This is a genomic window from Streptomyces sp. NPDC029044, from assembly GCF_040637495.1.
Taxonomy (GTDB): Bacteria; Actinomycetota; Actinomycetes; order Streptomycetales; family Streptomycetaceae; genus Streptomyces.
In genome coordinates, this window is the sequence record NZ_JBEZWN010000028.1 from 49,699 (window position 1) to 62,858 (window position 13,160).

At 71.1% G+C, this 13,160-nt stretch carries 12 protein-coding genes and 1 pseudogene; 5 read left to right on the forward strand and 8 right to left on the reverse strand.

Annotated elements, in window-relative coordinates:
- Window positions 1-58 precede the first annotated feature (58 nt).
- Both prcB and AB0E85_RS22440 read left to right on the forward strand, forming a co-directional pair.
- Window positions 59-907, forward strand: coding sequence for a proteasome subunit beta (prcB, locus tag AB0E85_RS22435; protein WP_361929897.1), 849 nt, complete (start codon window positions 59-61; stop codon window positions 905-907).
- A 150-nt stretch (window positions 908-1,057) separates the two neighbouring features.
- Window positions 1,058-2,209, forward strand: coding sequence for a HoxN/HupN/NixA family nickel/cobalt transporter (locus AB0E85_RS22440; protein WP_361929900.1), 1,152 nt, complete (start codon window positions 1,058-1,060; stop codon window positions 2,207-2,209).
- A 7-nt stretch (window positions 2,210-2,216) separates the two neighbouring features.
- Here the strand turns inward: AB0E85_RS22440 and AB0E85_RS22445 are convergent, their stop codons facing one another.
- Window positions 2,217-3,188 carry a hypothetical protein gene (locus tag AB0E85_RS22445; protein WP_361929903.1) on the reverse strand — a complete coding sequence of 324 codons (972 nt, stop codon included), beginning with the start codon at window positions 3,186-3,188 and terminating at the stop codon, window positions 2,217-2,219.
- An 11-nt stretch (window positions 3,189-3,199) separates the two neighbouring features.
- Window positions 3,200-4,669 (reverse strand): APC family permease, encoded by a 1,470-nt coding sequence (locus AB0E85_RS22450; protein ID WP_361929906.1) that lies wholly within the window; start codon window positions 4,667-4,669, stop codon window positions 3,200-3,202.
- Window positions 4,670-5,075: 406 nt separating this feature from the next.
- On the opposite strand from AB0E85_RS22450, the gene AB0E85_RS22455 reads away from it, so the two are divergent.
- The gene (locus AB0E85_RS22455) at window positions 5,076-5,603 is read left to right on the forward strand and encodes a DUF5709 domain-containing protein (protein ID WP_361929983.1); all 528 of its coding nucleotides are present in this window, start codon (window positions 5,076-5,078) and stop codon (window positions 5,601-5,603) included.
- A 125-nt stretch (window positions 5,604-5,728) separates the two neighbouring features.
- Here AB0E85_RS22455 and AB0E85_RS22460 read toward each other — a convergent pair whose 3' ends face one another.
- Entirely contained in the window at window positions 5,729-5,935 is a 207-nt protein-coding gene (locus AB0E85_RS22460; RefSeq protein ID WP_107457994.1) for a hypothetical protein, read from the reverse strand.
- A 286-nt stretch (window positions 5,936-6,221) separates the two neighbouring features.
- On the opposite strand from AB0E85_RS22460, the pseudogene AB0E85_RS22465 reads away from it, so the two are divergent.
- A pseudogene (locus AB0E85_RS22465) lies at window positions 6,222-6,647 on the forward strand (ABC transporter permease subunit); the annotation flags it as partial.
- 105 nt (window positions 6,648-6,752) lie between these two features.
- On the opposite strand, the gene AB0E85_RS22470 reads toward AB0E85_RS22465, so the two are convergent.
- From AB0E85_RS22470 to AB0E85_RS22480, 3 genes are all read right to left on the reverse strand, one after another.
- Window positions 6,753-8,042, reverse strand: a complete 1,290-nt coding sequence (locus AB0E85_RS22470) for a ribonuclease D (protein WP_361929910.1) — start codon at window positions 8,040-8,042, stop codon at window positions 6,753-6,755.
- 186 nt (window positions 8,043-8,228) lie between these two features.
- Complete coding sequence (locus AB0E85_RS22475; protein ID WP_003993737.1) at window positions 8,229-8,891, reverse strand: response regulator transcription factor; 663 nt, start codon at window positions 8,889-8,891, stop codon at window positions 8,229-8,231.
- Between the two features lie 345 nt (window positions 8,892-9,236).
- A complete protein-coding gene (locus AB0E85_RS22480) occupies window positions 9,237-9,911 on the reverse strand; it encodes a DUF3000 domain-containing protein (RefSeq protein WP_361929913.1) in 675 nt (224 codons plus the stop codon).
- 102 nt (window positions 9,912-10,013) lie between these two features.
- On the opposite strand from AB0E85_RS22480, the gene hemE reads away from it, so the two are divergent.
- The gene (hemE, locus tag AB0E85_RS22485) at window positions 10,014-11,081 is read left to right on the forward strand and encodes a uroporphyrinogen decarboxylase (RefSeq protein ID WP_361929916.1); all 1,068 of its coding nucleotides are present in this window, start codon (window positions 10,014-10,016) and stop codon (window positions 11,079-11,081) included.
- Between the two features lie 33 nt (window positions 11,082-11,114).
- Here the strand turns inward: hemE and AB0E85_RS22490 are convergent, their stop codons facing one another.
- On the reverse strand, window positions 11,115-12,080 hold the full coding sequence (locus tag AB0E85_RS22490; protein ID WP_361929918.1) for an ornithine carbamoyltransferase: 966 nt from the start codon (window positions 12,078-12,080) through the stop codon (window positions 11,115-11,117).
- A gap of 64 nt (window positions 12,081-12,144) precedes the next feature.
- Complete coding sequence (gene sbnB / locus AB0E85_RS22495; RefSeq protein WP_361929921.1) at window positions 12,145-13,152, reverse strand: 2,3-diaminopropionate biosynthesis protein SbnB; 1,008 nt, start codon at window positions 13,150-13,152, stop codon at window positions 12,145-12,147.
- Window positions 13,153-13,160 lie beyond the last annotated feature (8 nt).

Genomic DNA, 13,160 nt, shown 5'->3' on the forward strand with positions numbered 1-13,160 from the left:
CCCGACCGTCCGGCTCAGGTAGGAGTCGGTTGACGGTCACGATCGAGGGGGGAACGGCATGACGGCGAGCGACCACGAGGGCAGGCTGGGGGAGGAGTTCTTCACTGCGGGCTCCTCGTCGTTCACGGACTTCCTGGCGGCCCACCGCCCCGAGCTGCTGAGCACCCGGCGCGTCCTGCCGGACGGCGTCCGGGCCGAGGGCGTCCCGCACGGCACGACCGTGCTGGCCCTCACCTACCGGGACGGCGTGCTGATCGCCGGCGACCGGCGGGCGACGATGGGCAACCTCATCGCCCAGCGCGACCTGGAGAAGGTGCACCCCGCCGACGACCACTGCGCGGTCGCCTTCGCGGGCACCGTCGGGCTCGCGGTGGACATGGTGAAGCTGTACCAGGTCGAGCTGGCGCACTTCGAGAAGATCGAGGGCATCCCCATGACCCTCGCCGCGAAGGCCACCCGGCTGGCCACCATGATCCGGAACAACCTGGGCCAGGCCATGCAGGGCCTCGCCGTCGTCCCGCTGCTGGTCGGCTACGACCCCGCGGCTCCCGAGGGCACACGGGGCCGCATCTTCTCCTTCGACGTCGTCGGCGGCCGCTACGAGAAGTTCGGCTTCCATGCCGAGGGCTCCGGATCGCCCTTTGCCCGGGGCGCGTTGAAGAAGCTGTACCGACCGGGCATGTCGCGCCGCGAGGCGGCCCTGGCAGCGCTCCAGGCGCTGTACGACGCGGCCGACGACGATTCCGCTACGGGCGGCCCCGACCTCACCCGCCGCATCTATCCGATCGTCTCCGTCATCACCGAGGACGGCTTCGAGCGGCTGACCGAGGAGGAGACGGAGGAGCTCAGCCGCGAGATGGTCGAGCAGCGGCACACCCGGCCGGACGGACCGAACGCCGGGGTGTGACACCCGGTCGCGAGGACGGCCCGCCGGCGGAGTTTCCGGTTCCATGGACAAGACCTGTCGCGGGCTTTACTGCACATGACTTGCAGGTACTGGAGGATGGCGCAAGGCTGTCCGACGCAGCCGTTCATCCGACAGAGAGACCTTCCCCCGATGACGGCCGCCCCTGAGTCCACTCCGCCCCTCCCCGCCCCGGCCCCCGCCCAGCGCACGGCCTGGCACCGCGTCCGCAACTCCATGACGCGGCGGGAGTGGACCAGGGTCGGGGGGATGGCGGCCTTCGTCCTGGCCCTGCACGTGATCGGCTGGTTCACCCTCGTCGCGATCGTCGCCCCGGAGCACCACGCCATCGGCGCGCAGACCTTCGGCGTCGGCATCGGAGTCACCGCGTACACGCTCGGCATGCGGCACGCCTTCGACGCCGACCACATCGCCGCCATCGACAACACCACCCGCAAGCTGATGGGGCAGGGACAGCGGCCGCTGTCGGTCGGCTTCTGGTTCTCCCTCGGCCACTCCAGTGTCGTCTTCGCCCTGGCCTTCCTGCTCACCCTCGGTGTGAAGACCCTGGCCGGGCCCGTCCGTGACGACGGCTCCGCGCTGCACGACGTCACCGGCCTGATCGGCACGGCCGTCTCGGGGACGTTCCTCTACCTCATCGCGGGCGTCAACCTCGTCATCCTGGCCGGCATCTGGAAGGTGTTCCGCGCCATGCGCTCGGGCCGCTACGACGAGGCCGCCCTGGAGAAGCAGCTGGACAACCGCGGCTTCATGAACCGCCTGCTGGGCCGGGTCACGAAGTCCGTCTCCAAGCCCTGGCACATGTACCCGCTGGGCCTGCTGTTCGGCCTCGGCTTCGACACCGCCACCGAGATCGCCCTGCTCGTCCTGGCCGGCTCCGGCGCCGCCTCCGGACTGCCCTGGTACGCGATCCTGTGCCTGCCCGTCCTGTTCGCCGCGGGGATGTGCCTCCTCGACACCGTCGACGGCTCGTTCATGAACTTCGCCTACGGCTGGGCCTTCTCCAAGCCGGTCCGCAAGGTCTACTACAACCTCACCATCACCGGCCTGTCCGTCGCCGTGGCCCTCCTCATCGGTACGGTCGAGCTCCTCGGCCTCCTCGCCGAACAGCTCGGCCTGCACGGCCCCTTCTGGGACCGGGTCTCCGGCCTCGACCTCAACATCCTCGGCTACGTCGTCGTCGCCCTGTTCTTCGCCACCTGGGCTGTGGCGCTCGTGGTGTGGAGGGCCGGGCGCATCGAGGAGAAGTGGTCGGGGGACCTGGCCCCTCCTCAGCACTCGTAGCAGGCGCTCACGCCCCCGGCCGCAGCTCCTTGCGCCACTTGACGATCTGCCGCTCCGCATCGCCCGTGTACGACCACGGGGTCCGGGTCGCGCGGGGCCCCAGCATGCCGAGCAGGACACCCGCGATGTCCTTGGCGCCGGCGGAACAGGCCGCGTGGGCCAGGTAGCTGAAGTCGCGGAGCTCGGCGGGCGCGATCCCGCTCTCCGTCCGGCTCATGACCCAGCGCTGCCAGGTCCGCCGCACGTCGCTCGCCGCACCGTCATGGCTCCAGTGCTGCGAGAGCCCCACAGCGGAGTGCCTGCCCTGTGCCGCGTCCAGGGCGAAGCGGTACTCCTCGACCCGGGCGTACTGCACCAGCACCGGCAGCGGACAGCCGGGTGGCGCCACCCCGGCCGCGTCCCGGGCGAAGTCGTACATCAGACCGTGCGTGCCGTGCCAGCGCGCCGAGTAGTAGTGCAGGACCTGGAGGTGCCCCTCGACGCTGTAGGGGTCACGCCCGTGCAACTCGTCCCACCAGCGCCCCAGTTCCTGCCGGCGCACCCCCGACGGGTACAGGCGCGCCACCGAGATCAGCGACACCCACGGCGTCGGGTCCTCCGGGTACGCCTGCGCCGCCGTCAGACAGGCCAGCACCGCCGCGTCGACGCGGTGCTGGTCGATCGGCACGCCCCGCCCCGCCGCGATGGCCACGTTGAAGGTGCGGGCGGTCTCCGTCGCCGCCCGCAGCACCAGCGCGTCGGCGCTGTGGGCGTCGGCCGAGAGCCAGGACTCCACCGTCGAACTGCCCGCGCACACCTGCGCGAGCTGCCGGATCCGGTGCCCCCGGGCAGTCCAGTCGCGGCCGGTGGCGGCCAGCAGGTCCCGCAGCCCCTGCCAGCGGCCGATCACCACGTCCTGGCGGGCGGAGGTGAGGTCGGTGTCCCCGCAGTCGGGGTCGAAGTCGGGAGTGAAACCACGTCTGAGACTGCCTCGCGCCATCGGGGTCCTCCTCAGAAGTCGGTGGACAGACCCTCGTGGACCCGGGCGTGTGCGTCCTGTTCGTCGGGGACGTAGTCCGTCTCGACCGCCCGGGAGGCGTCCAGCTTCGCGGGCCGGTAGTAGTCGCTGCCCTGCCTCCAGTACCAGAGCATCGGGACCAGCCCGACCGCGAGGCCGCCGATGCCGATCGTGATCGCGGCGCTGGACAGCTCGCCCAGCGACTCCACGAACACCCAGAACATGAACAGGGCGCCGCACAGCGGCCACAGGCCGCCGAAGAGGAAGTTGGCCGGGGACTTCAGCAGCATCTTCCGGTACGCGACGACCACCGCGAGGCCGGCGAGCCCGTAGTAGACCGCGATCTGCAGGCCGATCGCCGAGATGGCGTCGGAGAGGATGTCACCCACCGAGCCCAGGGCGTTGGAGGCGATGAACATCGCCAGCGCCATCGCCCCGACCACCACGATCGCCACCCAGGGGGTGTTCCACCGGCGGTGCACCCGGCCCAGCGCCGCCGGCATGGTACGGTCCCGGCCCATCGCGAACAGCGAACGCGTGACCTGGATCAGCGTCGTCTCCAGCGTGGCGATGGTGGACAGCATCACGGCCACGATCAGCAGCTTGCCGCCCCAGCCCGGCCAGATCTCCTCGCCGAGCACCGCCAGCACGTTCGCGTCGTTCTCCTCGATCTGCTTCGAGGACAGGATCACGTTCACCGCGATGGTGAACACCTCGAACAGCAGGAAGACGATGCCCACTCCGATCAGGCCCGCGAGCCCCGTCGTACGGCGGCTGTTGCGGGTCTCCTCACTGAGGTTGCTGGTGACGTCCCAGCCCCAGTAGTAGAACGCGGCGATGAGCGCGCCCGACGCGAAGCCGGCCATGCCGTCGAAGTGGGAGAAGCCGAGCCAGGACCAGTCGAAGGCGCGGGCGTTGCCGGTGTGGAAGAAGGCGAGCACCGCGAACAGCGCCAGAATGGCCAGCTCGACACCCGACATGACCAGCTGCGCTCGGACGGTGAGCCGGGCGCCGCCCAGCACCACGAACAGCATGATCAGGAACCAGGCCGCGCCGACCACCGTGGACAGCGCGGTGTTCTCGGCCAGCTTCTCGTCGAAGAGCGCGAGCGTCATCGACCCGGCGGGCAGCGAACCGGCCACCATGAAGATCGTCGCCGAGATCACCAGTGCCCAGCCGCTGATGAATCCCAGGAAGGGGTGGAGCGTGCGCCCCACCCACGAGTAGCTGGCACCCGCGTTGACGTCGATCCGGCCGAGGTAGCTGAACGCCAGCGCGATGCCCAGCATGGGTATCGCGCAGTACAGCAGGGCCGCCGGGCTGGCCAGTCCCACCGCGCCGACCAGGACGGCCGTGGTCGCGGCCAGCGAATACGCCGGTGCGCTGCCGGCGACCGCCATCACCACGGTGTCGAACGTGCTGAGGACGTTGGCCTGCAGCCCTCTGCCCCTGCTGTAGCTCATGGATGCGCTGCTTTCACTTGTGCACGACCGGAGGCGGGCAGGCCGTCCCGGGGCGTTGGGGGGTGGGGTGGAGCCCGCCGCCGGACGGAGGAGGATGACCTCGGGCCCGGGAGCGGTGAACAAGGGGTCGTGGATACCGTGCTGCCGCCGCGTCCGCAGCCGGTCACAGCGTGTGTGCGAGTGATGATAGTCCCACTCCTTGATCTTTCAAGATTGACCGGTGGGTAATGTCCGGGGCAGACCAGGGTTTTAGCTCCTGTTGGCCTGCGGGATGTTCGCTCTCCCCGCCCGGCGGGGGCCCATCCGCCGAGGTTGAAGCCCGCGTAACGGGAAACGCGGAACGGACAGGAGAGACGAACGAGTCGAGCAGCGCGACAGGAAGGCAGGAGTGATGGGCACGGAACCGATGCGCTCCGAACCGATGGCGGACGATGCGTACCAGCCCACCGGGACCAACGAGGAGCAGGAGGACGCCGCGCCGCTGGACCTTCAGGACGCCGTCGACGAGCGGACGTACGACGACACCCTCGACGAGGGCTACTCCCCGCCGGAGAAGCCCCTCGGCGTCACCAAGCGCGGCACCACCGCCGCCGAGCAGCACGAGGGCGAGACCCTCGACGAACGGCTGGCCCAGGAGGTCCCCGACGTGGCCGCCGAGTCCGCCGGGGACGGGGTCGGCGACGCCCCGGACGGCGACGGTGAACCGGTCGACCCCGAGGCGGGCACCGCCCGCGCCGGCCGGCTGCTGGCCCCGGACGAGGGCGCGCACGCCGACACCACGAAGGAGACCGTCGCGACGGACGTCGGCATCGACGGCGGAGCGGCCGGTGCCGAGGAGGCCGCCGTGCACGTGGTGGAGGACGACGACGCCCTTCCCGAGGACGACGCCCTTTCCGAGGACGGTGTCTTTCCCGAGGGCGACGGCAGGTTGTGACCAGGGGCGACGGCAGGGTGTGACCCACCTGCCGGCGTGAGCCCACACCGGCACGCACGAGGCCACCGGACCCGAGCGCATCCGCGCCGGGCCGGTGGCTTTCCGCGTGCCGGGGAAGGCCGCGGCTAGGGCAGGAGCTTCTCCAGGGCGGCCGGGCCCTCGGCCGCCAGCTTGCGCTTGGCCCACTCGATGTTGCGCGGGGTGATGTCCTTGCCCGAGGCGAGGACGAGGTCCTCCGGTGACACGTCGGTGCCGGTACGGGCGTGGAGCAGGCGGTCCGGGGTGGCGCGGTCCTCGGACGGCCGGGATGCGGCGGGCTCTGAGGTCGACATGTTCTCTGCTCCTAGGGTCCGGATCGCCGGGGCGGCCCCGGTGCTGAAAAACGGGTCCGATATCACCATTCCCCCCGGGAGCGCGGCCTGCATCCGGAGAGCGCGGTCCCGGCCCCGGCACCCCGTTCGGACGCCCATGGATGTCGCGCCGTCCTGCTCCGGGTGACGGTGGAGTCACGTGTCCCTGCGAATGACAGGAGCTTTTCCATGCGCACACGTGTGACCGCCGCGGCCGGCCTGGCCTGCGCCGCCCTGCTGGCCTTCGCCGGTACGGCGAGCGCCGACGATGTTCGACAGCCTCTGGGCGCCGATCGCCCTCTACATGGGCACCGACATCGTCTCGATCTACATCTTTCTGCAGTTCGTCCGCTCGATCCCGGTCTCCCTGGACGAGTCGGCCCGCATCGACGGCGCCAACGCCTTCACCGTCTACCGCAAGATCATCTTCCCGCTGCTGAAACCGGCGACAGCGACGGTCGTGATCGTGAAGGGGATCACCGTCTACAACGACTTCTACATCCCCTTCCTCTACATGCCCTCCGAAGATCTTGGCGTGATCTCGACGTCGCTGTTCCGCTTCAAGGGCCCGTTCGGCGCCCATTGGGAGACGATCTCGGCGGGAGCGATCCTCGTCATCGTCCCCACGCTGGTCGTCTTCCTGTTCCTCCAGCGGTTCATCTACAACGGTTTCACCCGAGGTGCCACGAAGTAGACGCCCTTCCGGCGGTTGGGGCCTGTCGTTTGGATCAGGTCGCAGGGAATCGGCAGCGGCTCGTCATCGCCGCGTCCGCGGCGTGATCCAAACGACAGGCCCTAGCTAGGCCTCCTTGACGGACAGCGCCTCCACCAGCACCGGTGTCACCTGCTCGACCTGCCACTGACGCGCGCCGTGAGCTGTCAGCGCAGCCGCCACGGACTCGGCGTCGACAACCGCCGGCGGCTCCCAGCACACCCGCCGGACCGTGTCCGGGGTGATCAGGTTCTCCTGCGGCATGCCGACCTGCTCGGCCAGCGCCGACACCCCGGCCCGGGCGGCGGACAGCCGCGCTGCGGCCGCGGGGTCCTTGTCGGCCCAGGCGCGCGGCGGCGGAGGCCCGGTCACCGGCTGCCCCGGCTGCGGCAGCTGCGCCTCGCTCAGCGCCTTCGCCCGGTCCACCGCCGCCTGCCACTGCTCCAGCTGCCGCTTGCCCACGCGGTGTCCGAAACCGTTCAGCGCGGCCAGTGCATGCACATTGGCCGGAAGAGCCAGCGCCGCCTCCACGATCGCCGTGTCCCCGAGCACCTTGCCCGGCGACACGTCCCGCCGCTGGGCGATCCGGTCCCGGGCCTGCCACAGCTCCCGGACGACGGCCAGCTGCCGCCGGCGGCGCACCTTGTGCATGCCGGACGTACGCCGCCACGGGTCCTTGCGGGGCTCCGGCGGGGGAGCCGAGGCGATCGCGTCGAACTCCTGGCGGGCCCACTCCAGCTTGCCCTGCCGGTCCAGCTCCTTCTCCAGCGCGTCGCGCAGGTCGACGAGCAGCTCGACGTCCAGCGCCGCGTAGCGCAGCCAGGGCTCGGGCAGGGGCCGGGTCGACCAGTCGACGGCGGAGTGCCCCTTCTCCAGGACGAAGCCCAGCACGCTCTCGACCATCGCGCCGAGGCCGACCCGGGGGAACCCGGCGAGCCGCCCGGCCAGCTCCGTGTCGAACAGCCGCGTCGGCACCATGCCTATCTCGCGCAGGCAGGGCAGGTCCTGGGTTGCGGCGTGCAGCACCCACTCGACGCCGGACAGGGCGTCACCGAGGGCGGACAGGTCGGGGCAGGCCACGGGGTCGATCAGAGCCGTTCCGGCGCCCTGGCGGCGCAGCTGCACGAGGTAGGCGCGCTGCCCGTAGCGGTAGCCGGAGGCGCGCTCGGCGTCGACGGCGACGGGCCCCGATCCCGCCTCGAAGGCGGCGATCACCCGGGCCAGGGCCGCCTCGTCCGCGATGACGGGCGGAATGCCCTCACGCGGCTCCAACAAAGGGATCGGCGCCTCCGTAACAGAAGATCCGCCGTCGTCCGGAGGGGCGCCTCCGGTGGTTCGCAGTGAGCTGTCTGCTGCGGTGTCGTGGGCGTCGGTCACCTGTCAAGGGTATCCATGTATGGACAGCGCCCGTCGACGGAACGTTCCGTCGACGGGCGCCAGAGGGTCGCAAACCAGTCATGTCGGGGAAGCGGCGGGTTCGCGAACCGTGCGTGACATGAAGGGGGCCGGCGGGCGGTCCCGCTCACGTGCGGGAAGGATCACGAAGGGTCACGGCGGAGCGGGTCAGTGGATGATCCCGGTCCGCAGCGCCACCGCGACCATGCCCGCCCGGTCGCCCGTGCCGAGCTTGCGGGCGATACGGGCGAGGTGGCTCTTGACGGTCAGGGCGGACAGGCCCATCGAGACGCCGATCGCCTTGTTCGACTGGCCTTCCGCGACCAGCCGCAGCACCTCGACCTCGCGGCCGGACAGTTCGCGGTAGCCGCCCGGGTGGCTCGGGGCACCCGGGGGGCGGCGGTGCAGTCGTGCGGCGGCGGCGCCGATGGGGGCGGCGCCCGGCCGGGTGGGGAGCCCGACGTTGGTACGGGTGCCGGTGACGACGTATCCCTTCACTCCGCCGGCGAGTGCGTTGCGCACCGCGCCGATGTCGTCGGCGGCGGAGAGGGCGAGCCCGTTGGGCCAGCCCGCGGCGCGGGTCTCCGACAGCAGGGTGAGGCCGGAACCGTCCGGCAGGTGGACGTCGGCGACACAGATGTCGCGGGGGTTGCCGATGCGGGGACGAGCCTCCGCGATGGACGAGGCCTCGATGACGTCGCGCACACCGAGCGCCCACAGGTGGCGGGTGACGGTGGAGCGGACGCGCGGGTCGGCCACGACCACCATGGCGGTCGGCTTGTTCGGGCGGTAGGCGACCAGGCTTGCGGGCTGCTCGAGGAGAACGGACACCAGGCCTCCTGGGGTGCGGGACGGGGCCGGCTCGTGGGGGTGAAGCCGGGACGAACCGTGCTTTCAAGGTCACAGTCGTCTTCGGCACCGAACCCGTCCGCCTTTAGAGAATGATCACGATTCAGTGATAACAATCCGTGCAATTCGGACACGCGGTCGATCATTCGAAGGTGGAACGGTTTCGGTCTGCGTCGGTACGCGGTCGAAAGTGGCCGTATCGACAAAGTGATTCGGCCAAGAGGGGTACTCAGGTGTGATCGTCGGCAGGACATGGTTGACCGCCCCGCACAAGGTCGATCAGTGCGAGGCGGTCAGGGGTCGATCAAGGGGTGTTCCGGGAATCGGTCAGCGGGACTGCGGCCCTCGCCGCTGGGGCAGAGTCACCACGGACGCGTCGCCCGGACCGGCCGGGGGCAGCCCCGCGATCTGGGCGAGCAGATCGCACCAGGACGCCAGGTGCGCGGCCGTGTCCGGGACACCGCCCAGGCCCTCGCGCGGCGTCCACGACGCGCGGATCTCGATCTGCGAGGCGGCCGGACGCGCGGACAGACCGCCGAAGTAGTGGGAGCTCGCGCGCGTGACGGTGCCGCTCGGCTCCCCGTACGTCAGCCCGCGCGTCTGCAACGCACCGGTCAGCCAGGACCAGCACACCTCCGGCAGCAGCGGATCCGCCGCCATCTCCGGCTCCAGCTCCGCGCGCACCAGCGTCACCAGCCGGAACGTCCCGCGCCACGCGTCGTGCCCGGCCGGGTCGTGCAGCAGCACCAGCCGGCCGTCGGCCAGGTCCTGGTCGCCGTCGACGACAGCCGCCTCCAGCGCGTAGGAGTAGGGGGCGAGCCGCTTCGGCGCGGGCGTCGGCTCGACCTCGATCTGGGGCCGCAGCCGCGCCGCCCGCAGCGCGTCGACGGCGGCCCGGAAGGGCAGCGGGGCGGAGTCCGCCTCCCGCCGGTCGTTCTCGGTGTCCTTCGCTTCGTCCATACCGCCAGCGCCGTCCGACAGTCGTCCCTGAGCCGCAGCCATGCGGGAAGATTACGGGGACCGGAGCCCGGGTGCGGGGCTAGACACCCCGCGCCTGTCCAGGGGCTGAATAGTGCTGTCCGGCGGCGTGCGAAACTTGGCCCCGTGAGTGCCAACGACGCCCCCAGGGCCCAGCAGCCGTCCGCCGCATACGACTCCGCCTTCCTCAAGGCCTGCCGGCGCGAGCCCGTACCGCACACGCCGGTGTGGTTCATGCGGCAGGCCGGGCGCTCACTGCCGGAGTACCGCAAGGTGCGCGAGGGCATCCCGATGCTCGAATCCTGCATGCGGCCCGAACTGGTCACCGAGATCACCCTCCAGCCGGTGCGCCGGCACGGCGTGGACGCGGCGATCTACTTCAGCGACATCGTCGTCCCGCTCAAGGCCATCGGCATCGACCTCGACATCAAGCCCGGCGTCGGCCCGGTCGTCGAGCACCCGATCCGCACCCGCGCCGACCTCGCGCAGCTGCGCGACCTGACCCCCGAGGACGTCTCCTACGTCACGGAGGCCATCGGTCTGCTCACCCGCGAGCTCGGCGCCACGCCCCTCATCGGCTTCGCCGGCGCCCCCTTCACCCTCGCCAGCTACCTCGTCGAGGGCGGCCCGTCCCGCACCTACGAGAACGCCAAGGCGATGATGTACGGCGACCCGGAGCTGTGGGCCGACCTGCTCGACCGCCTCGCGGACATCACCGCCGCGTTCCTGAAGGTGCAGATCGAGGCGGGCGCCTCGGCGGTGCAGCTGTTCGACTCCTGGGCCGGTGCGCTGGCCCCCGTCGACTACCGCCGCTCGGTGCTGCCGGCGTCGGCCAAGGTCTTCGACGCCGTGGCCGGCTACGGCGTCCCGCGCATCCACTTCGGGGTCGGCACCGGCGAGCTGCTCCCGCTCATGAGCGAGGCCGGCGCGGACGTCGTCGGCGTCGACTGGCGCGTCCCGATGGACGAGGCCGCCCGCCGCATCGGCCCCGGCAAGGCGCTCCAGGGCAACCTCGACCCGACCGTGCTGTTCGCCCCGACGGAGGCCGTCGAGGCCAAGACCCGTGAGGTCCTGGAGTCGGCGAAGGACCTGGAGGGCCACGTCTTCAACCTCGGTCACGGCGTCATGCCGTCCACCGACCCGGACGCGCTGACCCGGCTGGTGGAGCACGTGCACACGCAGACCGCGCGCTGAGGCGGCCCGGGCCCCCGCCGGCACCGCCGGGGCTCAGGTCGTCCCGACCGCCCATTCGAGTGCCGCCATGGCGCTGGTGAGCTTCATCCGGGCCTGGAGCCAGGCCACGGACCGCTCCCCGTCCAGCACGCCGGCCGCGACCTCGTCACCGCGGTGCGCCGGCAGGTCGTGCAGGAACCAGGCGTCCGGCCAGCGGTTCATGAGGGCGTCGTCGACGTGGAAGGGCCGGAACGCCTCCCGCCAGTGCGCGTCGCCCTTGCTGGTGCCGGTCGTCTGCCAGCGGGTGGTGTAGACGAAGTCGACCCGGTCGGGCAGCTCGTCCAGAGAGTGGGTCTCGACCACCTCCGCGCCGTGCTCGGCGGCACGTGCCGCGGTCTCCTCCAGCACCTGTGCGGGGAGCCCGTAACCGCGCGGGGTGGCGAAGACGACCCGGCAGCCGGGCACGTGCGACAGCCCCTGGGCCAGGGCCGTCGCCGTGTTGTTGCCCTCCCCGAGGTACAGCACGTTCACGCCTTCGAGGCCGCCCCTGACCAGGGAGATGGTGGCCAGGTCACAGATGCCCTGGGTGGGGTGCTCCTCGGTCGCCATGGCGTTGACCACCGGGATGCCGCCGGAGCCGGAGAGCGTGCGCAGCTCGGCCAGTGGGCCCGCGGTCCGGGCCACCAGCAGGTCCAGCATGGAACCGAGCACGCGACCGGTGTCCGTGAGTGATTCGCCCGTGTTCGTCTGGAGGTCGTCCGGACCGAACGTCACAGGTGCGCCCCCGAGTTTGATGGCACCCGCCGTGAACGCGGTGCGGGTCCGGGTGGAGGTCCGGGTGAACAGGACCCCGACCGTCCGGCCGTGCAGCGGGCGTCCGCCGGCGTCCGGGTCGTCGTAGAAGTCGCAGGCGCGGCGCGCCAGTCGGTGCACGGTCTCGGACGTCAGTTCACCGAGGGAGAAGATCCCGCGCTCCGGCTGGAGAACGGGCGGGCCGGGAACGAAGCGGGCGGGCTGCATGGCTGGTCCTCTTTCTGAAGGGGGGAGAGGCGCGAACGGACGGCGGACGCTGCGGTCCGGCGGCTCACCAGCGCCGGGTCTCCCCGAAGAAGTCCTCGATGACGGTGTGGGAGCCGGCCTCCACGGCCTTCTGGTAGACGAAGGCGCCGACCGCGAGATCCAGGACGCCGAGTCCGAACGGCGAGAAGACCAGGGGCCTGTCGCGGCCCACCACGGCGTCGCCCCGCATGACGTCGGCGAGCGTCCCGCTGATGAAGTCGCGGTGGCCGTACTTCTGCTCGGCCAGGTGCACGGAGGTGTCGGCCTTGAGGCAGTGCTCGACGTCGTCGACCACGTTGTACGACTCCGCGATGATCTCCGGCGCGATGTCCCGCAGCGAGATGTTCAGCACCAGCTGCCCCGGGGCGAAGGAGTCCGGGTCGACGATGTGCGGCACGGCGGCCGTGGTGGCGAGGACGACGACGTCGGCCTTCTCCAGCTCGGCCGGCAGGTCGGACACCGCCTCCGCGGCGTACCCGAGCCGGGTGGAGGTGTGGTCGGCCAGCGCCGCGGCGTACTCCGGGCTGCGGTCGTGGACCGCGAGACTGTCGAAGGTCCAGCCCCGGGCGGCGAAGAACTCCGTGATGTTGCGGGCGATGATGCCGCCGCCCACCAGCAGGACCCGCCGTGCGGCGGTGCCGCCCGTGAGCACCTCGGCGGCCAGGACCGCGGAGGCCGCGGTGCGGGCGGCGCTGATCTGGGACGCCTCCAGCAGGGCGAAGGGGTAGCCGGTCGTGTAGTCGTTGAGCAGCAGGGCCGCCGAGGCGCGGGGCACGCCCTGGTCGATGTTGTGCGGGAAGCTGGAGATCCACTTGATCCCCGCCAGGCCGTGTTTGCCGCCGAGATAGGCGGGCAGGGCGATGATCCGGCTGTCCGGCTTCTCCGGGAAGCGGAGGAAGTGGCTGTCCGGGTTCACCGTGTCCCCGGCCCGGTGGGTGAGGTAGGTCTCCCTGACCTCGCTCACGATGCCGGGACGGTGGTCGGCGATGATCTGCCGGGCCGTCCGGCCGCCTATGACGCTGAATTCGAACATGTGCTGTT